At 74.3% G+C, this 26638-nt stretch carries 8 protein-coding genes; 3 read left to right on the top strand and 5 right to left on the bottom strand.

The window, feature by feature from the left end; translation table 11 throughout:
* Nucleotides 1–75 precede the first annotated feature (75 nt).
* Entirely contained in the window at nucleotides 76–14382 is a 14307-nt protein-coding gene (locus tag Ate02nite_RS32270) for a hypothetical protein (protein WP_203811624.1), read from the top strand.
* On the opposite strand, the gene Ate02nite_RS32265 is transcribed toward Ate02nite_RS32270, so the two are convergent.
* From Ate02nite_RS32265 to Ate02nite_RS32255, 3 genes are all read right to left on the bottom strand, one after another.
* Complete coding sequence (locus Ate02nite_RS32265; protein WP_203811623.1) at nucleotides 14354–15775, bottom strand: sensor histidine kinase; 1422 nt, start codon at nucleotides 15773–15775, stop codon at nucleotides 14354–14356. The genes Ate02nite_RS32270 and Ate02nite_RS32265 overlap by 29 nt on opposite strands.
* Nucleotides 15772–16461, bottom strand: a complete 690-nt coding sequence (locus Ate02nite_RS32260; protein ID WP_203811622.1) for a response regulator transcription factor — start codon at nucleotides 16459–16461, stop codon at nucleotides 15772–15774. The genes Ate02nite_RS32265 and Ate02nite_RS32260 overlap by 4 nt, the downstream gene beginning before the upstream one ends.
* Before the next feature lie 250 nt (nucleotides 16462–16711).
* Entirely contained in the window at nucleotides 16712–17830 is a 1119-nt protein-coding gene (locus Ate02nite_RS32255; RefSeq protein ID WP_239147853.1) for a flavin-containing monooxygenase, read from the bottom strand.
* A 263-nt stretch (nucleotides 17831–18093) separates the two neighbouring features.
* Here Ate02nite_RS32255 and Ate02nite_RS32250 point away from each other — a divergent pair, with 263 nt between their 5' ends.
* On the top strand, nucleotides 18094–21102 hold the full coding sequence (locus Ate02nite_RS32250; protein WP_203811621.1) for an AfsR/SARP family transcriptional regulator: 3009 nt from the start codon (nucleotides 18094–18096) through the stop codon (nucleotides 21100–21102).
* Here Ate02nite_RS32250 and Ate02nite_RS32245 read toward each other — a convergent pair whose 3' ends face one another.
* Nucleotides 21103–21555 carry a hypothetical protein gene (locus Ate02nite_RS32245; RefSeq protein WP_203811620.1) on the bottom strand — a complete coding sequence of 151 codons (453 nt, stop codon included), beginning with the start codon at nucleotides 21553–21555 and terminating at the stop codon, nucleotides 21103–21105.
* 129 nt (nucleotides 21556–21684) lie between these two features.
* Here Ate02nite_RS32245 and Ate02nite_RS32240 point away from each other — a divergent pair, with 129 nt between their 5' ends.
* Nucleotides 21685–25134, top strand: a complete 3450-nt coding sequence (locus Ate02nite_RS32240; RefSeq protein WP_203811619.1) for a toll/interleukin-1 receptor domain-containing protein — start codon at nucleotides 21685–21687, stop codon at nucleotides 25132–25134.
* 12 nt (nucleotides 25135–25146) lie between these two features.
* On the opposite strand, the gene Ate02nite_RS32235 is transcribed toward Ate02nite_RS32240, so the two are convergent.
* Nucleotides 25147–26616: a tetratricopeptide repeat protein gene (locus Ate02nite_RS32235; RefSeq protein ID WP_203811618.1), complete on the bottom strand. Its 1470-nt coding sequence runs from the start codon at nucleotides 26614–26616 to the stop codon at nucleotides 25147–25149.
* Nucleotides 26617–26638 lie beyond the last annotated feature (22 nt).

The following is a 26638-nucleotide window of genomic DNA, read 5'->3' as shown; positions in this document are numbered from 1 at the left end:
GAAAGTCAAGCTAGCAGACCCGGTTGATTTCGCGAAACGTCTGACCCGGGGGACGCAAAAGCGAAGAATCGTCACGTGAGTGCCGTGCCCACCCGATTCGTGACCTTTGCGGTCGCAGTCGTCGTGGCCGTGTCGCTGGCCCTGTTCCCGGTGGCGGCCCCCGCGGCCGTGGGCACCATCTCGACGTCCGCGCTCGGCGCGCGGGTGTACATCGGCCTGCTCAACAACGCCATCCCGATCGACCTCACCCTCCCGCTGCGGCGGACCTGGACCACCGGCGGCAGCGCGAGCACCGCCTCCACCGCCGTCGTCGACCTGCTGCCCCCGCTGCTCCCGAACCTGGTCTACGTCGGGGCGATCACCGCCACCGCCGCCCCGGCGACCGGCGGCGGCAGCGCCGACTCCCAGGTCGCCGGCCTCAAGCTGATCAACAACGCGGTGGCCGTCGACGCGCTGTCCGCGTCCTGCCAGATGACGTCGGCCGGGATCAGCACCAGCGTCACCGTGGCCAACCTCAAGATCGGCGGGCAGAGCATCGTCAACCCCGCCATCAGCCTCGCGGTCGGCGTCCCGGGCGTGCTCACCGCGACCGTCAACAAACGCGCCGCCACCTGGGACCCGGCCACCGGGCGCCTCGACTACACCGTGCGGGCCCTCGACATCGACCTGCTCAGCGGGCTGGCGGTGGTGGCCAGCGGCTCCGTGGTGGCGGGCGAGGCCACCTGTTCCGGGATCGCCAAGCTGGGCACCGCGACCACCACGCCGGTCTCGGTCGCGCCCGGCCAATCCGGCACCCCTGTGGTCACCGTGACGAACACCGGCGACATCGCGACGCCCGGCACCGTCATCAAGGTCCCGAAGCCGCCCTCGGCGTACACCCTGGATCCGGCGCCGACCGTGACCGGCGGCGGCACCTGCAGCACGACGGACCCGGTCTATGTCATCTGTTCCGACGTGACCGTGCCGGGCGGCGGAAGTGTGCAGGTCTCGCTGCCGGTGAAGGTGGCGGCCAGCCTGCCCGGCACCCCGCCGAACTGGGTCGCCACGGCCGCCGACATCAACGTCACAAGCACGCCGATCACCGGCACCGCCCCGACCATCACCATCACCGGCTCCGGCACGCTGGTCAACGGCCAGCCTCGGTCCAGCACGGGCGGTTCGGTCACGATCACCCCCACCATGCTGTACGCCGGGAAAACTGCCACCACGAACGTGACCGTCACCAACGTCGGGCCGTCCGACGCGGCCGCCACGGTCACCATCCCGCTCGGCGCCAAACCGGCCGGCATCACCGTCACGGCCTCGGCCGGCGGCACGCCGTGCACGGTCGGCGCCACCGACATCGTCTGCACCGGCGTGACCGTCGCGGCCGCCGGCTCGGCGACGGTGGACGTGCAGGCCACCGCCCCGGTCAGCGCGACCGTCGGCACCACCTGGGACCTGACCGGGGTCACCGCCAGCCTCAACGGCACCGTCGTGTCCGGCAGCGGCCGGCTGCTCACCATCGGCGACCCGGACGTCTACCTGAAGACCGTCACCCTCACCCCGGCCACCGCGACGCCGGGCGGCGCGCAGGTGACGCCGACGTTCCAGGTCGCCAACTTCGGTGTCATCGCCGCCAACCCCACCACCATCACGATCCCGGCCGCGCCGGCCGGCTACACCGTCGGCACGGTGACCACCTCCGGCGGCGGCACGTGTACGGCGACCGGCTGCACCGGGGTGACCGTGCCGGCGAACGGGTCGGTGACGGTGTCGGTGCCGGTCACCCTGTCCGCCGCGGTCACCGCGAACTGGACCGGCCAGGTCAGCGCGACCGCGGGCGGCTCGACCGGCACGGCGACCGGGACCCTGGTCACCGCCGCGCCGCAGTCCACCCTGCATCTGACCGCGACCGGCCCGTCGGCCGGCACGGTGCTGCCCGGCCAGACCACGACCATGGCGCTCAGCGTCGACAACCTGGGACCGTCGAACGCCGTGCAGACGGCGTTCGACGTCTTCGCGCCGGCCAACTCGACCTGGGGATCGCTCACCGGCAACCCGTGCGTGGCCCAGTCGGCGACCACCGCCCGCTGCACCGTGGATCTGACCGCCGGCGGACCGGCCGTGGCGTTGTCGTTCCCGCTGGTGATCTCGGCCCTGGCCAATCCGGCCGTCGCGATCACCGGCGGCTGCGCCGATCTCGACCTCAACACCACGTGCGACGCGACGCTGCCGTCCATCACGCTGCGCACCCCGCTGGCGTCCCTGCTCACCACGACCACCGGCCCGGCGACGATCACTCCCGGTCAGTCCGGGACGGCGACGGTCTCGTTGACGTCGCTGGCGGCCCGCACCGGGGTGCAGGTGGACATCCCGAAGAGTGCCCTGCCGACCGGCTTCACCGTGACCGGTGCCTCGGTGCCGGGTGGGACCTGCTCGGTCGGCCCGACGACGGTGACCTGTTCCGGTTTCGCGCTGGTCGCGAACACGGCGAAGAGCGTCTCGCTGACCGTGGCCGTCGCGTCGAGCGTCACCCCGCCGCTGGTCTGGACCGTCCCGGACCTGACCGTGACAGCCAGTGGCGAGACGGTGGGTGCGGCCGGAACGTTGGCCTCGGCCGGGCCGGTGTCGATCGTGCTGGGCGCCACCGTGGATCAGTCGGCGGACCGCACGATCGAACCGGCCGGTGTCCTCGTCCTGGGCCTCGACCTGCGCAACACCGGCCCGTCTGACGCCCCGGCGGCGGTCTTCAAGGTGGCCGCGCCGACCGGAACCACCTTCGGTGCGGTCGCGGCGCCCTGCACGGCTACCGCGTCCCTGCTCACCTGCACGACGGCGCTGCTGGCCGGCGCCTCGACGGGCCGTTTCACGGTGCCGTTGAACGTCGCGGCGAACGCCGACCCGGACACCCCGATCCCGGCCACCTGTGTCGACCTGGACGGCACGCCGGGCTGCACCGGCGGCGACGTGTCGGTTCCGGCGGCCAACCTGAAGGTGCCCTTCACCGCCCGGGCCACCATCGCGGTCACGGCCGCCGACGTCACCCCGGGCGACAGCGCGGCGGCCACGGTCCGGGTCACCGCGCCCCGGGACAACCTGGTCAACCTGCGGATCGCCGTCCCGCTGGCCGCGCTGCCCGGCGCGCTCAGCGTCACCGGCGTCACCGGGCCGGCCGGCGCCACCTGCGGGGTGGTCGCCGGTGAGGCCGTTTGCTCCGGTTTCACGCTGACCGGCGGCGCTCACGCCGACATGGTCCTGACCGTCGCGGCGCCGGCCGGCGCCACCGGCACGGTGACCTGGGCGGTGACCGGGATCCTGGCCACCTCCGGCGGCGAGTCGGTGGCCATCGACCGGGACCTGGCCCGGCTGGCCGCACCGCAGTCCACGCTGACCGCCGCGGTGGTGGCGCCCACCGGCGATATCCTGCCCGGCGGCACGGACCAGGTGGCGGTCACGATCGACAACACCGGGCCGTCCGACGCGGTCGCCTCGGTGTTCACCGTGGTTGCCCCGGGCAGCGCCACCTTCGGTACGGCCCCGGCCGGTTGCACGCGCCCCGATGCCACGCACATCACCTGCACGCTGAACCTGACCGTCGCGGCGGCCCCGGTGACCTACTCGATCCCGGTGATCGTCGACGCCGCCGCCACCCCGGCGGCCACGCTGACCGGTGGCTGCGTCCAGTTCGCCGGGGTCTGTGCCACCACGATTCCGGGGATCCACGTCGGTACTCCGTTGGCCTTGCTGCTCACCACGGTTGCCGGCCCGGCCACGATCACTCCCGGTCAGTCGGGTACGGCGACGGTCGCATTGACGTCGCTGGCGGCCCGGACCGGGGTGCAGGTGGACATCCCGAAGAGTGCTCTGCCGACCGGCTTCACCGTCACCGGTGCCTCGGTACCCGGCGGCACCTGCTCGGTCGGTCCGACAACGGTGACCTGTTCCGGTTTCGCGCTGGCCGCCAACACCCCGAAGAGCGTCTCGCTGACCGTCGCCGTGGCTTCGAGCGTCACCCCGCCGCTGGTCTGGACCGTCCCGGACATGACCGTCACGGCCGGTGGCGAGACCGCCGGCGCGGCCGGGACTCTGGCCTCGGCCGGCCCGGTATCGATCGGACTCGGCGCCACCGTGGATCAGTCGGCGGACCGCATGATCGAGCCGGGCGGTGTCCTCGTCCTGGGCCTCGACCTGCGTAACACCGGCCCGTCCGATGCCCCGGGCGCGGTTTTCATGGTGGCCGCGCCGGCCGGTACCAGCTTCGGTGCGGTCGCGGCGCCCTGCACGGCCACCGCGTCGCTGCTCACATGCACGACGTCGCTGGTGACCGGCGCCTCGACCGGCCGTTTCGCCGTGCCGCTGAACGTCGCCGCGAACGCCGACCCGGACATCCCGATCCCGGCCACGTGCGTCGACCTGGACGGCACGCCGGGCTGCACCGGCGGCGACGTGTCGGTTCCGGCGGTCAACCTGAAGGTGCCGTTCACCGCCCGGGCCGTCCTCTCGGTCACGACCGCCGACGTCACGCCCGGTGACAGCGCCGCGGCTACGGTCCGGGTCACCGCGCTGCGGGACAGCCTCCCCGGGCTGCGCATCGCCGTTCCGCTTGCCGCGCTGCCCGGTGCGCTGACGGTCACCGGCGTGACCGGGCCGGCCGGAGCCACCTGCGGGGTGGTCGCGGGGGAGGCGGTCTGTTCCGGTTTCACGCTGGCTGGCGGCGGCACCGCCGACATGGTCCTGACCGTGGCCGCCCCGCCCGGTGCCACCGGCACGGTGACCTGGGCGGTGACCGGGATCCTGGCCACCTCCGGCGGCGAGTCGGTGGCCGTCGACCGGGATCTGGCCCGCCTGGCCGCGGCTCGGTCGGTACTCACCGCGGCGGTGGTCGCGCCCAGCGGCGATATCCTCCCCGGCGGGACGGACCAGGTGGACGTCACGGTCGACAACACCGGCCCGTCGGACGCGGTCGCCGCGGTGTTTACCGTGGTTGCCCCGGGCAGCGCCTCTTTCGGTACGGCTCCGGCCGGCTGCACCCGCCCCAACGCCACCCACCTCACCTGCACCCTCGATCTGACCGTCGCGGCGGCCCCGGTGACCTACTCGATCCCGGTGATCGTCGACCCGGCCGCGACGCCCGCGTCCACCCTGACCGGCGGCTGCGTCCAACTCGCCGGGGTCTGCGCCACCACGATTCCGGGGATCCACGTCGGGACCCCGCTGTCCCTGCTGCTCACCACGGTTACCGGCCCGGCCACGATCACCCCTGGTCATTCCGGCACTGCGACGGTCACCCTGACGTCGCTGGTGGCCCGCACCGGGGTGCAGGTGGAGATTCCCAAGAGCGCCCTGCCGGCCGGCTTCACCGTCACCGGGGCCTCGGTGCCCGGTGGCACCTGCTCGGTAGGCCCGACCACGGTGACCTGCTCCGGTTTCGCGCTGGCCGCGAACACGCCGAAGGATGTCTCGCTGACCGTCGCCGTGGCCTCGAGCGTCACCCCGCCGCTGGTCTGGACCGTCCCGGACATGACCGTCACGAGCAGTGGCGAGACCGCGGGCGCCGCCGGCACGCTCGCGGTCGCCGGCCCGGTCTCGACCGGACTCGGCGCCACCGTGGACCTGCCGGCGGACGGCACGATCGAACCCGGCGGCGTCCTTGACCTCGGGCTCGACCTGCGCAACACCGGGCCGTCCGACGCCCCGGCGGCGGTCTTCACGGTGGTCGCGCCGACCGGCACCAGCTTCGGTGCCGCCCCCGCGCCGTGCACCGCCACCGCCGCCCTGCTCACCTGCACGAAGTCCCTGGTCGCGGGCGCCTCGACCGGCCGTTTCACGGTGCCGTTGAACGTTGCCGCGAACGCCGATCCGGACACCCCGATCCCGGCCACCTGCGTCGACCTGAACGGCACGCCCGGCTGCGGCGCCGGCGACGTGGCGGTCCCGGCGGTCACTCTCAAGGTGCCGTTCGCCGCCCGGGCCGTTCTTTCCGTCACGGTCGCCGACGTCACCCCCGGTGACAGCGCCGTGGCCACCGTCCGGGTCACCGCGCCGCGGGACAGCCTCACGGGGCTGCGGATCGCCGTCCCGCTCGCCGCGCTGCCCGGCGCGCTGACGGTCACCGGCGTCACCGGGCCGGCCGGTGCCACCTGCGGGGTGGTCGCCGGTGAGGCGGTCTGCTCCGGTTTCACCCTCGCCGGCGGCGGCACCGCCGACCTCGCCCTGACCCTGGCCGCCCCGCCTGCCGCCACCGGCACGGTGACCTGGGCGGTGACCGGCATCCGGGCGACTTCCGGCGGCGAGTCGGTGGCCGTCGACCGGGACCTGGCCCGGCTGGCCGCACCGCAGGCCGCTCTGACGGCCATGGTGGTCGCGCCCACCGGCGAGATCCTGCCCGGCGGGACCGACGACGTGGTGGTCACCGTCGACAACACCGGACCGTCCGACGCGGTCGCCGCGGTGGTCACCGCCGTCGCCCCGCTCGGCGCCTCCTTCGGTACGGCCCCCGCCGGCTGCACCCGCCCCGACCTCACCCACGTCACCTGCACGTTCGATCTGACCGTCGCGGCGGCCCCGGTCACCTACACGATCCCGTTCGTCGTCGACCCGGCCGCGACCCCCGCGTCCACCTTGACCGGCGGTTGCGTCCAACTCGCCGGGGTCTGTGCCACCACCATCCCGGGTATCCACGTCGGCACCCCGCTGGCCTTGCTGCTCACCACGGTCACCGGCCCGGCGACGATCACCCCCGGCCAGTCCGGGACGGCGACGGTGACCCTGACGTCGCTGGCGGCCCGCACCGGCGTGCAGGTGGACATCCCGAAGTCCGCCCTGCCGACCGGCTTCACCGTCACCGGTGCCTCGGTGCCCGGTGGCACCTGCTCGGTCGGCCCGGCCACGGTGAGCTGCTCCGGCTTCGCGCTGGCCGCCAACAACCCGAAGGACGTCTCGCTCACGATTGCCGTCGCGCCGGCCGTCACCCCGCCGCTGGTCTGGACCGTCCCGGACATGACCGTCACGAGCAGCGGCGAGACTGCGGGCGCGGCCGGGATCCTGGCCTCGGCCGGCCCGGTGTCGACCGGGCTCGGCGCCACGGTGGACCAGCCGGCCGACCGTACGATCGAACCCGGCGGCGTCCTCGACCTCGGACTCGACCTGCGCAACACCGGGCCGTCCGACGCGCCCGCCGCGGTCTTCACCGTGGTCGCGCCGGCCGGAACCAGCTTCGGCACCGTCGCGGCGCCCTGCACGGCCGCTGCGTCTCTCCTTACCTGCACGACATCGCTGCTGGCCGGCGCCTCGACCGGCCGTTTCACCGTGCCGCTGAACGTCGCCGCCAACGCCGACCCGGACACCCCGATCCCGGCCACCTGCGTCGACCTGAACGGCACGCCCGGCTGCGGCGCCGGCGACGTGTCGATCCCGGCGGTCAACCTGAAGGTGCCGTTCGCCGCCCGGGCCGCCATTTCCGTCACGGCCGCCGACGTCACCCCGGGCGACAGCGCCACGGCCACGGTCCACGTCGCCGCCCTGCGTGACAACCTGGTCAACCTGCGGATCGCCGTCCCGCTCGCCGCGCTGCCCGGTGCGCTGACGGTCACCGGCGTCTCCGGACCGGCCGGCGCCACCTGTGCCGTGGCCGCCGGCGAGGCCGCCTGCTCCGGCTTCACGCTGAGTGGCGGCGCTACCACCGACCTCACCCTGACCGTGGCCGCCCCGCCCGGCGCCACCGGCACGGTGACCTGGGCGGTGACCGGGATCCGGGCCACCTCCGGCGGCGAGTCGGTCGCCGTCGACCGGGATCTGGCCCGGCTGGACGCGGCCCGGTCCGCGCTGACCGCCGCGGTCGTGGCGCCCTCCGGCGAGATCCTGCCCGGCGGGACGGATCAGGTGGAGGTCACGGTCGACAACACCGGGCCGTCCGATGCGGTCGCCGCGGTGGTCACCGTGGTTGCCCCGGCCGACGTCTCCTTCGGTACGGCTCCCGCCGGCTGCACTCGCACCGACCCCACCCACGTCACCTGCACGCTCAGTCTGACCGTCGCGGCCGCCCCGGTGACCTACACGATCCCGGTGATCGTAGACCCGGCCGCCACCCCGGCCGCCACGCTGACCGGCGGCTGCGTCCAGCTTGCCGGGGTCTGTGCCACAAGCATCCCGGCGATCCACGTCGGGATCCCGCTGCAGCAGCGCCTCACCGTCACCACCCACCCGGACACCGTCGTTCCCGGCACGACCGGCACGGCCAGGATCGACCTCACCTCGACCACCGCCGAGCACGACCTGACCGTCACCGTCCCGACCGCGCTCCCGGCCGGCCTGGCGGTGACCGGCGTGACCGTCGCCGGCGGCACCTGCACCACCACCGTCCCGATCGTCTGCTCGCACGTCGACTTGCCCACGGCCGGCATCACCATCGGCCTGGCGGCGCTCCCGTCCGCGCCGCCGGCCACCTGGACGGTCACCGTCGACGTGGCCGACGGCACCGACCCGGCCACCGCGCTCGGCCACCTGGCCACCGTGGACGCACCGCAGAGCGCGCTCACCGTGGTCTCCGCGGACGGCCCGGCCGACGGCGTCGCCAAGGCCGGCGGCCTCGCCACCGTCGACGTGGTCGTCCGCAACGACGGGCCGTCCGACGCGACCGGCCGCCCGGTGACCGCGACCGCCCCGGCCGGGACCACCTTCGCCGCCAACCCCTGCGCCGCGGTGCCGAGCGTGGTCGTCAGCTGCCCGGTCACCCTCGCCTTCGGGGCCAGCACCACCCTCAGCCTGCCGGTGCTGGTCCCGGCGAGCGCCGACCCGCTGGTCACCCTGGTCGGCGGCTGCGTCGCCGCGGCCGGCACGCCCGGCTGCACGCCGATCCGCGACATCGTCCTCGAGGTGCCGCTCGACCGGCGCGCCACGATCGCCGCCGTCCCGGCCGCGATCACCCCCGGCACCACCGAGAACGTCGAGGTCACCGTGGCCGGGACCAACCTCACCGGGGTGACGCTCGCGGTCCCGCTGCCGCCGGCCGGGTTCACCCTCGGCGCGGTGACCGCCTCCGGCGCCGGCACCTGCACCACCACCGCCACCACGGTGGACTGCACCTGGGCGGCCACCTCCCTCGGCCGGATCACCCTGCCGATCTCCGTACCGGCCGGCGCCGTGCCCGGAACCACCTGGACCGCGACCGGTATCCGGGCCGCCGACAGCACCGGCGACCTGACCGTCAACCGGGCGCTCGCCACCGTCGACCCGGCCCGGATCGCCCTCGGCGCGGTCGTCGCCCCGATCACGCCGATCCTGCCCGGTGGCACCGGGACGGTGACGTTCACGCTGGCCAACACCGGGCCGTCGGACGCCACCGGCGCCCCGGTGGGGGTGATCCTGCCGGCCGGCGTCACCTTCGGCACCCGGCCGGCCGGCTGCTCCACCGGCGTCGCCGGCCGCACCACCTGCCCGGTCACCGTGCCCGACGGCGCGACCGGGGTCGCCGGTCCGATCCTGCCGATCCTGGTCTCCGCCACCGCCGACCCGACCGCCCCGCTCACCGGCGGCTGCGTCGACCTCGACGACGACGGCACCTGCACGGCCACCGACGTTCCGCTCGCCGTACCGATGGAAATGCCGTTCGACCGCCGGGCCGCGGTCCAGACCGCGCCGGTGTTCGCCACCGGCGACGCCACCATCGTGCTGACCTCGGTACCGCCGGTGAACGACATGCGGATGGTGGTGCCGCTGGCCGGCCTGCCGGCCGGGGTCACGGCTGGCCCCGGGCCCGGCTGCACCGCCGACGCCACCGAGATCACCTGCGACGACCTGGACGGCGGCGCGGTGCTCACGGTGCCGGTCACGATGGCGCTGAACGCACCGGCCGGCGGCATCTGGGCACCCCTGATCACGGTGACCGGGCCGGGCGGCGGGAGCATCGCGGTCAGCGGCATCCTGGCCCAGGTCGGCCCGCCGCTGTACGCCCTCGGGGTGACCGTGCCGGTGCCCGCCGCCGGTGACGCCCTGCGCGGCGACACCGTCGACCTGATCGCGATCGTCGCCAACACCGGCGGTGCGGTTCCCGGCCTCGACGTGCCGGTCACCGTGCGGGCGCCCACCGGCACCACCTTCGGCACCCTCGACGCCGGCACCGACGCCGACTGCGACCGCACCTCGGCCACCACCCTGGACTGCGCCGCCGGCGTCGGCACCACCGGCCCGGTCGCCACCTGGACACTTCCGGTGGTCGTCCCGGTCGCGCCCGCCTCCGCGACGATCACCGGCGGCTGCTTCGACCTCGACGGCGACGCCGCCTGCGAGACCCCGATCGCCGACTTCGTGCTCGGTGCCGCGCTGGCCGCCGCGATCACGGTGGCGAGCGTGCAGGACGTGACCGTCACGCCCGGCGGGACCGGCACCGCCACGCTGACCCTGCACGCCACCGGCCCCCGCGACCGGACCACCGTCACGCTGGACACCACCGGCCTGCCGGCCGGGCTGACCGTGTCGGCGGCCGACCTCGGCGGCACGCCGTGCACCGCCTCCTGCCCCTTCGTGGCCGGCACCCTCACGGTGACGCTGGCCGCTGCGCCCGACGCCACCGAGGGCGACACCTGGACCCCGGCGATCACCCTCGACCGGCTCGGCGACAGCGTGCGACTGACCCGGCAGCTCGCCACGGTCGGCGCCCCGGACGCCGTCCTCGCCGTCGACGTGGACCCACCGGCCGACGACACCGTGCGGCCCGGCACGGCCGCCGACGTGCGGGTCACCGTGCGCAACACCGGCATCTCGCTGTCCCGCGGCGTCCCGGTGGAGATCACCGCGCCGGCCGGCACCGCGATCACCGGCACGCCCTGCCCCCGCGACTCGGCCGTCCGGGTCACCTGCGCCGCGGACATCCCGGCCGGCGGCAGCGTGTCGTTCACCGTCCGGCTGACCGTCGGCGCGACCGCGACCCCGGGAGCGCGGATGTCCGGTGGCTGCGTCGATCCGGGAGCCACCGGCTCGTGCGCCGGCACGATCGCGTTCACCCTCGCCACCTCGCTCGCGCAGCGGGCGACGCTGACCCTGGATCCGGCCGACCTGGTACCCGGGGACGCGGCCACGGCGTACCTGACGATGACCGCCGACCGTCCGCTGACCGGCCTGACCGCCGCCATCCCGGTCGCCGCCCTGCCGGCCGGGTTCCAGGTCGTCGGCGCGGCCGGCCCGGCCGGGTCCACCTGCGACCTGACCGGCCCGATCGTCTGCACCGGCGTCGACGCCCCGGCCGGCGCCAGTCACCTGATCACCCTGCGGTTGCGGGCCGGTGCCGCGATGGCCGCCGCCGTCAGCTGGGCGCCCACCGTGACGGTGACCGACCCGGACGGCGACACCACCGGAGTGACCGCGACGCTCGCCCGCACCCTCGCCGCCCGGACCGATGTGCGCTGGAACCTGCCCACGCCGGCCGGCACCGTCGCACCCGGCGGCACCGCGACCCTGACCGCGAGCCTGCACAACGCCGGCATCTCGGACGCGACCGCGGTCGCGGTGCGGCTGACCGCCCCGGCCGGCGCGACCTTCGGCCCCGCCGACCCGCACTGCCTCCCGGTGGGCGGCGCGCAGTTCGACTGCACTCTCGACCTGCCGGCCGGCGGGGCGCCGCTCACCCTGACCATTCCGGTACGGGTGCCGGACGGTGCCGCCGCCGGGAGCACCCTCACCGGCGGCTGCCTCGACCTCGGTGCCGACGCGGTGTGCGACGCGGCCCTGCCCGACCTCCACGTCACTCCGGCATTGCTGCGGGGGATCACCGCCAACACCGCCACCATCACGCCCGGCGAGACCGGCACGGTCACCCTGACCGTCGACACGACCGCGGCCGCGCCGACCGTGACCATCCCGACCAATGCGTTGCCGGCCGGCATGACGGTCACCCCGCCCAGCTCCTGCACGACCGCTAATGCCCTGATCACCTGCGTCGGCACCACGGTCGCCCTCGACGTGGCGGTGGCGGCCGACGCGGCGCTCGCAACCTGGACGCCGGTCGTGACGGTCGCCGACGCCGGGCGGTCGTCGTCCGCCGGCGTGACCGTGGCCAGGGTCGGCGCCGCCCGGATTGCTACCACCGTCGGTGTCGCGGGGCCGGCGGCGGGCACGATCCGGCCGGGCGGCACCGGCACCATCACGGTCACCGTCGCCAACGCCGGGCCGTCCCGGGCGGCGGCCTGGGCGTACACGGTCGTCGCCCCGCTCGGCCTGACGTTCGGGCCGGTCGCCTCCTGCACCCCGCAAGGCGGCGGCACCCGCCTCGACTGCGTGACCGACATCGCCGCCGGCGACCGGGTCCGGATCGCGCCGGCCTTCACCGTCTCGCCGGCCGCCGACCCGGCCACCCCGCTCACCGGCGGCTGCGTGCTGGTCGCCGGCAACTGCACCGCCATCCCGGACATCGCGCTGGCGACCCCGATCGCGATCGCGGTCACCCCCGGCAGCACCCCGCCCGGCGGCACCGCCACCGCTTCGGTGCGGATCACCGGATCCGCCCGCGCCGCCACCCTGGTCGTCCCGCTGGCCGACCTGCCGGCCGGCTTCACCGCCTCCGCCTCCGCCACCGGCTGTGCCGCTACCGCCGCCGAGATTCGGTGCACGGGCCTGGACCTGCCGGCCACCGTCGCGATCACCGCCCGGACCGCGTCCGGCGCCCTCCCCGGCCGGACCTGGTCGGCCGGAGTCACCGTCACCGCCGGGACCGAGACCGCCATCGCGGTCGCCGACCTGATCGCCACCACCGACCGGGTCGCCGCCGTCCGCTACCGATTCTCCGGCCTCGGCGGCACGGTCACCGCCGGCGACGTCACCGAGCTGACCGTCACCGCCACCAACGACGGGCCGTCCGATGCCGTCCGCAACATCGCCCGGCTCACCGCACCGGCCGGGACCCGGTTCGGCGACCTCTCCGGTCGCGCCGCCCAGGACTGCACGGTGGCCGGACCGGCGACCCTGACCTGCACGTACGACCTCGCCCGGGACGCCGACCTGAGCTGGACCGTGCCGCTGACCGTGGCCGCCGACGCGACCGGGCGGCTCGCCGCCGCCTGTGTCCTCGCGGCCGGCACCACCACCTGCGGCACCGACCTCGGCGTCACCCCGTCGATCGCCCGGACCGGCACGCTCACCGTGGCCGGCGCGGTCATCCCGGCCGGCACCACCGGCACCACGGTGATCCGGATGTCGGCGACCGTCGCGCACTCCCCATTGGCACTCACCGTGCCGCTGGACGCGCTTCCCGCCGGGGTCACCGTCACCGCCGCCGACCTCGGCGACACCGCCTGCGCGGTCGGCACCGCGGTCACCTGCACCGATCTCGCGCTGGCCGCCGACACCCCGCGCGAACTGCGCCTGACGGTCGCGGTCGGCACCGGCGTGTCGGCCGGAACGACCTGGCCGGCCACCGGCATCACCCTGGCCAACGGCGACGACAAACTGGTCACGGCCGGTGTGCCGGTGTCCACATCGGCCGGTGCGGTCACCCGCAGCGTCACCGTCGGCACCCCGTCGCTCGTGACCCCCACGGCCGGCCAGACCACCGTGCTGCCGATCAGCATCGCCGGCCGGGGTAGTTACCAGGCCAGCATCGTGCTGCCGGCGAACACCAGGGCCGGCCAACTGCCGGCCGGCTGCCGGGCCGGCCCCACGACCAGCATCGTGATCTGCGCCGTCCAGCTCCCGGCCCGGCTCGACCTGCCGTTGCTGGTCCCGGAGGGCACCGGCCACGGCGTGCAGATCGTCGGCGGCTGCGTCGACGCGGCGCTGGCCGGCGAAACTCCCGACGGCGACTGCGACGACGACGCCGACGTGCCTCTCCCGCCGCTCGTGGTCGGCCGGTACGCGATCAACCTGACCTTCGACCAGGCCGGCGCGGCATCGGTGCTGAGCGGCACGAAGCCGGTGCAGGTCCGCGTCCCCTACCGCAACGAGGGCATCCGGACCGCCGAGAACGTCCGCTTCACCGTGGTCCCGCCGATCGGCGTCACCGTGCGCTCGGCGGCGATCCTGTTCAACCCGGCCGCCGCGATCGCGGCGACGGCGGTGCGCACGGTCGCGGCGTCCTGCACGACCGCCGGTGCGGCGGTGCTCTGCGCGGCCCCCGACGCACCCGCCCTCAAGGGCCACGAGCTGTGGCTGACGCTGGCCACGACCGGCCGGGCCCGCTCCGGCACCCACCTGATGCGGGTAACCATCACCACCAGCAGCGACGACGGCAACGCCACCGACAACACCGTCGAGATCACCCTCCGGCTGGCCGGCACCACCGGCGGCAACCTGGCCATGACCGGCAGCCAGGTCACCGGCCTGGCCGCCCTGGCGTCCGTGCTCCTGGCCGTGGGCTTCGTCCTGGTGGCCGGCAGCCGCCGCCCTACTCGCCGGCCGGTCGCCATGCGTTGACCGGCAGCGCCAGCCGGAAGCAGGCGCCCGCGCCGGGCGACGTCTCCAGTTCGACGTCGCCGCCGTGGGCCCGGGCCAGCGAGCGCGCGATGGCCAGCCCCAGCCCGGCGTTGGCGCCGCCCGAGCGGGTGCGTGCGCGGTCGGCCCGGTAGAACCGGTCGAAGACCCGGCCGGCCTGCTCGGCCGTCATCCCCGGCCCCCGGTCGGCGATCTCCAGCACGGCCCGGCCGTCGGCCGTGCCGACGCCGATGCGTACGGCGGTGCCCGGCGGGGTGTGCGCCACCGCGTTGCCGACCAGGTTCGTGACGACCTGCCGCAACCGGGCCTCGTCGGCGTCGACCGGGGCCGGGCCGGGCGCGCCGGTCCCACCGGGCCCGGTCAGCTCGACCGGCCGGTCCGGGTCGAGGGCGTGCAGGTCCTGCCGGGCATCGGTGGCCAGGGTGCGCAGGTCCATCGGGGCCCGGTCGAGCTGGCTCTCGGGTGCGTCGTCCAGCTCGGCGAGCAGCAGCAGGTCCTCGGTGAGCGAGGTGAGCCGGGTCGCCTCCCGGTCGATCCGGCGCATCGCCTCGTCGAGGTCGGCCGACCCGGCCAGCGCACCCATCCGGTGCAGGTCGGTCGAGCCTTTGATGACGAACAGCGGCGTCCGCAACTCGTGGCTGACGTCCGATACGAACGTGCGCATCCGGGCCTCGGAGGCGGCCCGGTCGGTGAAGGCCCGCTCGAGCTGGCCGAGCATGGTGTTGAGGGAGGTGGCGAGGTGACCGATCTCGGTGCGCGGCGCGGCCAGGCCGGGCACCCGGCTGGTCAGGTCGCCGGCCGCGATCGCCGCCGCGGTGTGTTCGATCCGGCGCAGCGGGCGCAGGCCCCGGCCGAGCGCGAACCAGCCCACCGCGCTCAGCACGACGAGCAGCGCGAGCCCGCTGACCAGGCTGGTGACGCGCAGCTGGGTGACGGTGGCGTCGGCCGTCGTCATCGGTGCCGCCGCGATCACCACCACGAACTCGTTCGTCCGCAGCCGTCCGGCGACCCGCCAGCGTCCCGAGCCGTCGCCGGCCCGCAGGAAGACCGGGGTGCCGTCGGTCGGGACGGTCCGCAACTCGGCGAACGATGGCACGCTCGCCGGGTCCAGGCCGGGTTCGAGAGTGTTCCTGGACGAGGCGCCGTCGGCGGTCATGGCCATCAGGAACGGGACGCCGTTGACGACCGTCGGGCCGAGACGGGTCGCCCTGGGGACCCGATCCTGGGTGAGCACGTCGATGGCGGAGTTCAGCTCGCTGTCCACCCGGTCGAGCTGGTAGTGCTCCAGGCGATCGGAGACGACCGCGCCGACCAGCCCGAGTCCGGTCAGCAACAGCGCCGCGGTGATCAGCAGCAGTCGCACGCGCAGACTCATGTCCTCGGCTCCCGCATCACGTAGCCCACGCCGTGCACGGTGTGGATCAGCTTCGGCTCCTCGACGTCGACCTTGCGGCGCAGGTACGAGATGTAGGTGTCGACGATGCTGGCGTCCCCGCCGAAGTCGTAGTTCCACACCCGGTCGAGGATCTGCGCCTTGGTCACCACCCGCCCGGCGTTCTCCATCAGGTGGCGCAGCAGCCGGAACTCGGTGGCCGAGACGCGCACCGGCCGGCCGTGCCGGGTCACCTGGTGCCCGTCCACATCGAGCGCGAGCGCACCGACGGTCAGCACCCCGGCGTGGTGCCCGGAGGTGCGGCGCAGGATCGCCCGGATCCGGGCGATCAGCTCCTCCAGGTCGAACGGCTTGGTCACATAGTCGTCGGCACCCAGGGACAACCCGGTGATCTTGTCGGCCTGCCGGTCGCGGGCGGTGAGGAACAGCACCGGCGTACGGTGCTCGCGCAGTTGCCGGACCACCTCGAAGCCGTCCATATCGGGCAGCATCACGTCCAGCAGCACCAGGTCGGGCGGGTCCTCGGTGGCCGACGCGATCGCCTCGCCGGCGGTGGCCGCCGAGCTCACCCGGAAACCGGCGAACCGCAGTGTCGCGGCGAGCAGTTCCCGGACGGTGGCCTCGTCGTCCACCACCAGCAGCCGTTCCGCCTCGTCCGGCGCGTTCATGATCCTCCGCCTCGGTAACACGTCACGGCGAATCTCCATCGTTGCCATGCCGCCGATGCTCGCGGAGCGAGCTGTCCGCTTTCGCAGAGCTTCTGGGAGAACTCTGAGAGATCCGCCGGTCCGGCCGCCTCGGCGGCCGGGTTCTCACCGGAAGTTGCCGGGCCCGCCCGCAGCGGGCGCGCGGAGGGCGAGTTGCACCTACCGGGACCGAGTGCCACGGGACCGGGGTGGCGCGTACTCATAAAGGTTTCTAGCGGGTCGTTCCGACTGCCTTGGCCACCCGGCGGGCCTCGATCGCTGCCTGGCGGAGCATGCCGCCGAGGGTGACGTCGTAGCCCATGAAATGCAGGCCGGGGCGGGCCGGGGGACCGCCGTGGATCAGCGGGACGCCGGTCTCGTCGAACAGTGCCGGGTCGTCGAAGAGGTCGCGCAGGCCGGTGCCGTAGCCGGTGGCGGCGACTATCGCGTCCGGCTGCAGGGTGGTGCCGTCGGCCAGCTGTACCGAGGTCGCGGTGAAGCTCTCGACGGCCGCTACCGGGCGGACGCGGCCGGCCAGCACGTCGCGGACGATGCCTACGTCCTGCAGCGGCACGTAACGCTGGGTGCGCAAGCGGGTCTTCAGGCCCTCAGCCGGGCGGGCGATGCCGTACGGGCGCAGGTCCGGCACCTCGAGGCGGGCCATCGTGGCGGCCATCGTGTTGAACGCCTTCTCCGGCAGGCCGCCCAGCAGCAGGCCGTTCATCTGGGCCGGCCAGCCCGCCGTCTCGCGGCGGACGATGTGCGGCGGGGTGCGGATCGCCAGGCTCACCGACGCGGCGCCGCCCTCGGCCAGGTCGGTGGCGATCTCGGCGCCGCTGTTGCCGACCCCGACCACCAGGACATTCTGGCCGCGGAAGGGTTCCGCGTTGCGGTACGACGCCGAGTGGGTCAGCGCGCCGGTCCAGGACTCCTTGCCGGGCCACGGCGGCACCACCGGTGTGTGCAGGTAGCCGGTCGCGACGATCAGGGTGCGGGCCGATTCCTCGGAGCCGTCGCCCAGCTGCAGCGACCAGCCGTCGGCGCCGGGCTTGACCCGCTCCACGGTGGTGCCGGTGCGGACGTCGAGGGCGAAGCGCTCCGCGTAGGACTCCAGGTAGCGCACCAGGTCGTCGCGCCGGACCCACCGGCCGTACTGGCGGGGGATGGGGAAACCCGGCAGGCCGGACAGCTGGCGGATGGTGTGCAGGCGGAGCCGGTCGTATCGGCCGCGCCAGCTGGTGGCCACCCCGGGACCGCGTTCCAGGACGACACTGTGCACGCCGTGAGTCTTGAGCCGGGCCGCCACGGCGAGGCCGGCCGCGCCGGCGCCGAGCACCATCACATCTGCCATGCGGAGAGTGTGCCGGATAAATTCGCATCCGTGGTCGCCGAGTCTGGGGGCAGCGACCACGGATGCAGCCAGTGGTTTGATGCAGGGCAGGTCGCCCGTCGCTCAAGGTTTCACCCTCGCGTCCCGATTCCCCCGTTACGCTGCGCCAACCGGGCGAGGGCGACCTGTTCCCTGCAACGAGATCAATAGTCGTCGACGTACCTTGCGGGAAGCATGCAAGACTTGGCGCGCACCTTGTGGATATCTTGAATGTCCTGGTGAGCATGTCCAGTCTGGGAGTGTGCGGAGGTCAGTTGACGGCTCAGTTCGGGGTGCTCGGCTCGGTGGAGGCCCAGGTCGCCGGCCATCCGGTCGCCCTCGGGCATGCCCGGCAGCGCAGCGTGCTCGCGGTGCTGCTGGTCGAAGCCGGGCGTCCGGTCACGGTCGATCAGCTGATCGACCGGGTCTGGGGTGACGACGCTCCGCAGCGGGCCGACGGCGCGCTCTACAGCTACCTTTCCCGGCTGCGGCGGGCCGTCGCCGACGCCGCCGAGGTGGGCATCGAGCGCCGGCCCGGCGGCTACGTCCTGACCGCCGACCCGCAGACGGTGGATCTGCACGCGTTCCGCCGGCTCATCACCCAGGCCCGGTCGGCCGAGTCCGACCGGTCCGCCGCCGAACTGCTCACCCAGGCGCTCGGCCTGTGGCGCGGGGAGCCGTTCGCCGGTCTGGACACCCCGTGGCTCGACTCGATGCGGCAGTCGCTGCTGGGCGAGCGGTTCGCCGCCGTGCTGGACCACCACGACGTGCTGCTGCGGCTCGGCCGGCACGCCGAGGTGCTGCCGTCGCTGTCCGCCGCGGTGGCCGAGCACCCGCTCGACGAACGGCTGACCGAGCAGCTGATGCTCGCCCTGTACCGGTGCGGCCGGCAGGCCGACGCCGACGAGCAGTACCGGCGGATCCGCCACCTGCTCGCCGACGAACTCGGCAGCGACCCGGGGGCCGGGCTGCGCCGGCTGCACGAGCGCATCCTCGCCGCCGACCCCACCCTCACCGTCACGGCCAAGGCGGCCGCCGCCGCGCCGCCGGCCCGGCCGAACGTGCCGTCCCAGCTGCCGGCCGACGTGCGTGCGTTCACCGGGCGGGACCGGGAACTGGCCGCCCTGGACCGGTCGCTGGCGCCGCCGGACGGCGACGAGCCGCCGCTGACCGTCGTGCTGCTGTCCGGTACGGCCGGGGTGGGCAAGTCCGCCCTCGCCGTCCGGTGGGCGCACCGGGTGCGGGAGGCCTTTCCGGACGGTCAGCTCTACGTGAACCTGCGCGGCTACGACACCGAGCAGCCGGTGGCGGTCGGCGACGCGCTGGCCGGCTTCCTGACCGCGCTCGGCGTGGCCGGGCCGGAGATCCCGCCGGGCGTCGAGGAACGCGCCGGCCGGTACCGGTCCGAGCTGACCGGGCGCCGGATGCTGGTGCTGCTGGACAACGCGTCCTCGGTGGAGCAGGTCCGCCCGCTGCTGCCCGGCACCGGCTCCTGCCTGGTGCTGATCACCAGCCGGGACTCGCTGCCCGGCATGGTGGCGATCCACGGCGCCGAACGGATCAACCTGGATCTGCTGCCCCTGCCGGACGCGGTGGTGCTGCTGCGCCGCCTGATCGGCGCCCGGGTCGACCGCGAGACGTCGGTGGCCGAAGACCTGGCCGCGGCCTGTGCCCGGTTGCCGCTGGCCCTGCGGATCGCCGCCGAGCTGGCCGCCGCGCGCACCGATGTCTCGCTCGCCGAACTGGTCGACGAGCTGGGCGATCACCGGATGCGGCTGGATCTGCTCGACGCCGGCGACCCGCGGGCCGAGGTCCGCGCGGTGTTCTCCTGGTCGTACCAAAACCTGCCGGCCGACGCGGCCCGGATGTTCCGGCTGCTCGGCCTTCATCCGGGCGACAGCGTGCACGTCGACGCGGTCGCGGCGCTGTCCGGCACCGACACCGGCGAGGCCCGGCGGCTGCTCGGCGTGCTGGTCCGGGCCAGCCTGGTGCACGCCGGCCGGGGCGGCCGGTACGGCATGCACGACCTGCTGCGGGCGTACGCCGCCGAGCTCGCCGCCGCGCAGGACCCGGCCCCGGCGCGGACGGCCGCGCTGACCAGCCTGTTCGACCACTACCTGGCCGGTTCGGTCGCGGCGATGGCGACGCTGTACCCGGAGGGCGCGGTCGTCGCCGGCGACCCGGACGCGGCCCGGGCCTGGATCGAGGCGGAACGGCCCAACCTGGCCGCCTCCTGCACGTACGCCGCCGCGCACGGTTTTTATAGGTTTGCCGTCGCGCTGGCCGGCACCCTGTTCCGCTACCTCGACGCCGGCGGCCCGGTGGCCGAGGCGGCCACCGTCACCGCCTCCGCGGTGTCGTCGGCCCGGGCCCTCGGCGACCGGGAGGCGCAGGCCCGCGCACTGTCCGATCTGGGCCGGTTGCACCGGCGGCAGGGCCGCCTCGACGAGGCCGCCGAGACCTACCAACAGGCCCTCATGCTGTACGCCGACCTCGGCGAACACGCGGCCGAGGCGGTGGCGTTGCGCAACCTGGGCAGCGTGCACTGGCGGCTGGGCGACTACCGGCAGGCCGCCGATCACTACCGGCGGGCCTCGGCGCACTACGAGCGGCTGGGCGACATCGCCGGGCAGGCCGACGCGTCGGTGCAGCTCGGCCGGGTCGACGCCCGGCTCGGCGACGAGGCGCAGGCGGTGACCCGGCTGCGGGGTGCCCTGGAGCTGGTCACCAAGCTCGGCGACTGGTACAGCGAGGCCTACGTGCTGTCGCTCCTGGCCCGGCTCTCGCACCAGCCGGGCGACCTCGAACAGGCCGGCGTCCACCTGGAGCGCAGCCTGGCCGCGATCCGGCTGGCCGGCGACCGGACGGCCGAGGCGTACGCGCTGACCGACCTCGCCGCGGTGTACGCGCACGGTGGCCGACTCACCGAGGCGGCCGGTCACCTGGGCCGCGCCCTGCTGCTGCACCGGCGGATCGGGGACCGGGCCAGCGAGGCCGAGGCCGTCAACGACCTCGGTCAGGTGCTGCGGGCCGCGGGCGACGCGACCGAGGCCCGCGCCCAGCACGAGCAGGCGCTGATCCTGGCCCGGGAGATCGGCGACCGGTACGAGCAGGCCCGCGCCCACGACGGCATCGCCGCCACGCTCGACGGCGCGGACGGCGGGCCGCACCGGGAGCTGGCCGCGGGCCTCTTCGCCGAGCTGGCCGTCCCGGCCGCGCCGGGCCTGGCAGCGCCCGCCGCGCCCAGCCGTTGATCAGGTCCGGAGTACGCCGGCCACCCACAGCACGGTGACCGGGCGGCCGAGGGCCCGGGCGTACGCGACGATGTCGGCGGTTCCGCCCAGTCCACGGGCCGGCCGGCCGTCCCACACCGCGAAAAGGTGGTCGCACCGGTCCACCAGGGCCTGGCCGGCGGCGAGGAAGGCCTGATCACTCGCCTCCGGAAAAGGCATCGTGATCACCTTGGCGGCCGCCCGCCGCAGATCGTCGAACCGGGTCGAGCCGGTGTAGCCCTGGTATGGCAGAACCGCCTCCAGAGTTCCGCCGGCCGCCAGGACGTGTGACGCGAACAGTTGATCGGCCCCATCGGCGAGGTTCGACACCCCGTGCGGATGCGAACCCACCGGTAACACGCTGCGCCAATGCCGCATCGCGACGTCGACGATGCTGGGCGGGAGGATCTGATGGCCAGTGACACCGAACCGCACATCGACCTCCGTACCGGGCCTGTCAACTGGGTAACGAACCAAGACGATACGATCTCTCGCCTTTTCTCGTGGGGCGCAGGCATGCACAATCTGACGTCGCGGGACGTGCCGACTGCCGGGGGACATGCCATGAACTTCGATGGGTTCATTTCGTACAGCCATGCTGCCGACGGGCGGCTCGCGCCGGCCGTGCAGCGTGGTCTGCACCGGCTCGCGAAGCCGTGGCACCGCCGGCGCGCCCTGTGGATCTTCCGGGACCAGACCGGCCTGGCGGTGACCCCGGGGCTGTGGTCCTCGATCCAGACCGCGATGGACGGCTCGGAGTACTTCGTGCTGCTCGCCTCGCCCGAGGCGGCCGAGTCACCGTGGGTGAACCGGGAGATCGAGCACTGGATCGCCACGAAGTCGGCGAACCGGATCCTGCCGGTGGTGACCGACGGCGAGTGGGCCTGGGACGAGGCCCGCGGCGACTTCACCGAGGACTCGACGGCGGTGCCGGCCGCGCTGCGCGGGGTGTTCCCGGAGGAGCCGTTCTTCCTCGACCTGCGCTGGGCCCGCGGCAGCGAGCATCTGAGCCTGCACCACTCCCGGTTCCGGGACGCGATCGCCCAGCTGGCCGCCCCGATGCACGGGATGAGCAAGGACGACCTCGAGGGTGAGGACGTCCGGCAGCACCGCCGGGCCAAGCGGCTGCGCTCCGGCGCGGTGGTGACCCTGGTGGTCCTGGCCCTGCTGGCGTCGTTCACCGGGATGTCGGCGGTGCGCAACGCCGAACGGGCCCGGGCTGCGGCGGCCGAGGCGCTGCGCCAGAAGGCGGTGGCCGACACCCAGCGGGACAGCGCCGAACGGTCCGCCGAGGAGGCGCGCCGGCAGCAGGATCTGGCCGACCAGCAGCAGGCCCGGGCGACCCTGGCCCAGGCTCGGGCCGATCAGGCCAAGACCGCCGCCGAGCAGGCCGAGCAGCAGGCCCAGGAGCAGCAGCGACTCGCCGCCAAGGCGGCCGCCGAGGCGAAGCGCCAGCGGCGGCTCGCCGATCAGGCGACGGCCCGCAAGCAGGAACAGCAGCGCCTCGCCAAGGAGGCGGCCGACCGCGCCGAGAAGATGCAGCAGGAGGCCGAGCGGCAGGAGCAGATCGCGGCCGAGCAGCGCCGGCTGGCCGACGAGGCGGCCGCCGAGGCCGCGAAGCAGCAGGCCAAGGCCGACCAGCAGCAGCGCATCGCGGTCAGCCGGCGGCTGATGACCCAGGCCACCGCGGCGCTCGCCGACACCCCGCAGATCGCTCTGCAGCTGGGCGCGGCGGCCCAGGCCATCAACAACGACGCGACCACCCGCCGGCAGCTCACCGGGGTGGTCTCCGCGACCAGTTACGCCGGCGCGATCGACAGCGTGCTCGAGGCCACCAACACCCGGGACGGCGTGCTGGCGGCGATCGGCAGCGACCTCAGCGTCGCGCTGTGGAACGTGGCCGACCCGCGCACGCCGGTCCGGCTGGCCGTGCTCCCGCAGAAGGCCGTCGCCACCGGCATCTCCCACCTGGGCAGTTCGCTGGCGTTCAGCCCGGACGGGCGGACGCTGGCCTACGTGAACGCGCAGGGCGCGGCGGTGCTGTGGGACGTCGCGGACCGGACCCGGCCGGCCCTGATCGCCACCCTGCCCAGCGACGGCATCATCAATGCGGTTGCGTTCAGCGGGAACGGGAACACCTTCGTCACCGGTGACGCGTCGTCGGTGTCGATCTTGTACGACACCACCGACCGCTTGCACCCGGCCCAGCTCTCCCGGCTCCCGGGTTACACCAACTACTCGGTGAACCGGTTCGCCTTCAGCCCGGACGGAAGCGTCCTGGTGGTGGACTCGGGGCGGTTCGTCCCGGTCTACGACCTGACCGACCGGCGTAACCCGGCGGCGATGCGACTCATCCTCAGCATCGGTGGCATCCCGATGACGTTCAGCCCGGACGGGCAGACCCTGGCCGCGGGAGAGGCCGACGGCTCGATGGGCTTCTACGACATGGACGGCCGGTACCCCGGTGAGGCCATTCCGCCCACGTCGACGCCGACGCCGAACGACCCGGTGCCCCCGGGCCACCCGCCGATCCCGGTCGCGACCACCGCCGCGCTGGCGGCCAAGGCTCTGGACGACGAGCCCGCGCTGACTCCGCCGCCGATGCCGACCTTCTCCGACGATGACGACGACGAGGACATTCCCGACGAAGGTCACACCTTCAGCCCGCCGCCGACCATGCCGGACCTGCCCGACGAGGACCTGCCGTACTGGGCGATCGAGGGCCTGACCAGCCGGGTCCGGGCGATCGCCTACAGCCCGGACGGGACCCTGGTGGCCGGCGCCGACCAGAACGGCACGGTGATGGTCTGGGACCAGACGGCGACGGCGAGCCCCGATCCGGTCGTCACCCTGAAGACCCGCGGTGCGGTCAACACGCTGTCCTTCCTGAACTCCAACAAGCTGGTCACCACCGACCTCTCGGCCACGGCGACCATCTGGAACCTGACCCCGCCCGGTGCCGGGACCAGCCTGGCCACGGTCGGCCTGTCCGGTGGAACCTCCGAGACCACGGTCTTCTCCCAGGACGGCAACTCGCTGCTCGCCGCCACCTCGGACGGAACGGCCCGCAGCTGGAACGTCCGGGATCCCAGCCGTCCGCTCCGCGGCGCCGACCTGGACCTGGGCCACGGTGTCCTGGAGGCGGTGGCGATCAGCCCGGACCACCGCACCGTGGCGACCGCCGTCCGGAACCGGGGGATGGTGACGCTGGCCGACATCGCGCAGTCGGCCCAGCCGATGAACTTCGACCTGCAGCCGGCGGCGCGGGCGCTGGCGTTCAGCCCGGACGGGCGCACCCTGGCCGTCGTCACCGACACCGGGCTGCGGCTGTGGGACGTGACCAACCGGGCCAAGCCGGTCTTTCTCGGCAAGCTGGCCGGGAGCTACAGCGGCGCGGTGGCCTTCAGCCCCGACAGCCGCACCATCGCCACCGGCGGGTACAACGATCCCACGGTCCGGCTGTGGACCCTGGCCAACCGGACCGCCCCGGCCGAGCTCGCGATCCTGACCGGGCACAGCGACGACGTGGGCGCCCTGGCCTTCAGCCCGGACGGGCGCACCCTGGCCAGCGGAAGCGACGACAAGACCACGATGCTGTGGGACGTCAAGAACCCGGCCCGGCCGGTCCGGATCGCCGCCATCGGCGGGCACACCGCCAAGTTGAGCTCGGTGGCCTTCAGCGCCGACAGCCGCACCCTGGCCACCGGTGGGTTGGACTACGCGACGCAGCTGTGGGACGTCAGCAGCCCGTCCGAGCCGATCCGGCTGGTCCGGATGCGCACCACCCTCGGCGAGGCGGTGACGTCGGCGGCGTTCCGGCCGGACGGGCGCACGATCGCGGTCACCACGGTGATCGGCTACGGCGTCCCGTCCGTGACACTGTGGAGTTACAGCCAGCTCAACAGCCTGCGCAACGACCCGGCCAAGTACGCCTGCGCGATCACCGGCCGGGGCCTCGACGCCGAGGAGTGGGCCCGGTTCATCCCGGAACTCAAGTACCGCCGCACCTGCTGACCCAACCCGGGTTCAGCCGGCCATCCGCCGGCTGAACTCGGTGCGGCCGGCCTGCACGATGTCGTCGAACTGGCGCGCCTCGTCCTCGGTCAGCACCCGCTGAAGCTCGAAGTCGATGGTGAAATCGCCGCCCCCGATGCGGACGTCGAACCGCTCGAGCAGGCCGTCGGGCATCTGGGCCAGCACGAAGTCGCGGTACCCCTGCTCGACCTCGGCCCGTAGCCGGGCACAGTCGCACTCCTGCTCGTCGAGCAGGGCGACCAGGTGGGCGCGAGCCGCTCCGGCGGCGTCGTCGCGGGGCGGCAGGACCGACAGGCACTCCTCGAGGGCCGCGCGGGCCTCGGCCGGCCGGCCCAGATGCTGCAGGCAGATGCCGTAGACGGCGGCGATGTGCCCGAGCGCCTCCGGGTCGTCGCCGACCCGCGCGGCGTCGGCCGCCGCACCGAGCCGCTCGGCGGCCTCGGCGGGCCGGTCGAGGGCCTGCAGGGCCAGACCCCAGTCGAACAGCGCCTGGCTGACCAGGTCGGCCCGGCCGATCCGGGTGGCCCGGGCGGCGGCATCCTCGTACCGCAGGAGGCTCTTCTCGGTGTCGCCGGCCGCGCCCAGGGCCTCGGCGATGGCGAGCGCGGCGGCCAGGCCCTCCTCGGCCCGGTCCTGGCGGTCGTAGGCGGCCAGGATCCGCCGCAGGGCGGCGATCCGGCCGTTGTGGTCGCCCCGGTCGACAGCCTGCACGGCCATCGCGGTGTACGCCTCGATGGTGGCCGCGTGGTCCGGGCCGAGCCGCTCGCGCAGGGCGTTGGCCAGGTGCGCGACCAGCAGATAGCCGGCCTCCGGGTCGAGACCCTGCCGGGCCCGGGTCGCGGCGATCGTGGCGACCTGCTCCACGACGTGCTCGGGCAGCTCCTTGAGCCCGTCGAACAGCGGCCCCTCCACCTTTGCGGCCTGGCGGATGACCCCGCGCAGCGCGACCGAGCCGGCGATCCGCTGGTGGCCGGCGGCCAGGAAGATCGGCAGCGCCTCGTCGATCGCCGCCTGCGCGCCCGCGAGGTCGCCGAGCCGCAGCAGGATGTCGGCGACCGGTTCCAGACCGGCCGCGTAACCCACGTGGTCGGCGCCGTAGTGCTCCAGCCGGCCGGCCCGCGACTCCCACAGCACCCGGGCGGCCTCGTCGAGCCGGTCGGTCAGCGCCAGCGCGATCCCGAGGTTGAGCTGGTAACCGAGCCAGCCCGCCCGGTCGTCGCCGGGCGGCACCGACGCCGCGGCCCGGAAGCACTCGGCCGCCCAGGCCGGCTGCTGGGCCCGCAGCAGCAGGTTGCCCATGTCCGACTGGGCGGACGCCCAGGCGGCGCTGTGCTCACCGTGCTGCTCGGCGGCCCGTCGCACGGCCCGCTTCATCAGCTCCTCGGCGTTCACCACCCGGCCGTCCCGCAACAGCGCCAGGGCCTCGTCGAGCGGGCTGGCGGAGGCGGGAGAAGCGTTCATGGCCGCGGAGTGTAGCCGCAGT

Source organism: Paractinoplanes tereljensis, from assembly GCF_016862435.1.
GTDB classification, from domain to species: Bacteria; Actinomycetota; Actinomycetes; order Mycobacteriales; family Micromonosporaceae; genus Actinoplanes; species Actinoplanes tereljensis.
This window is presented reverse-complemented; position numbering and strand designations above follow the sequence as displayed.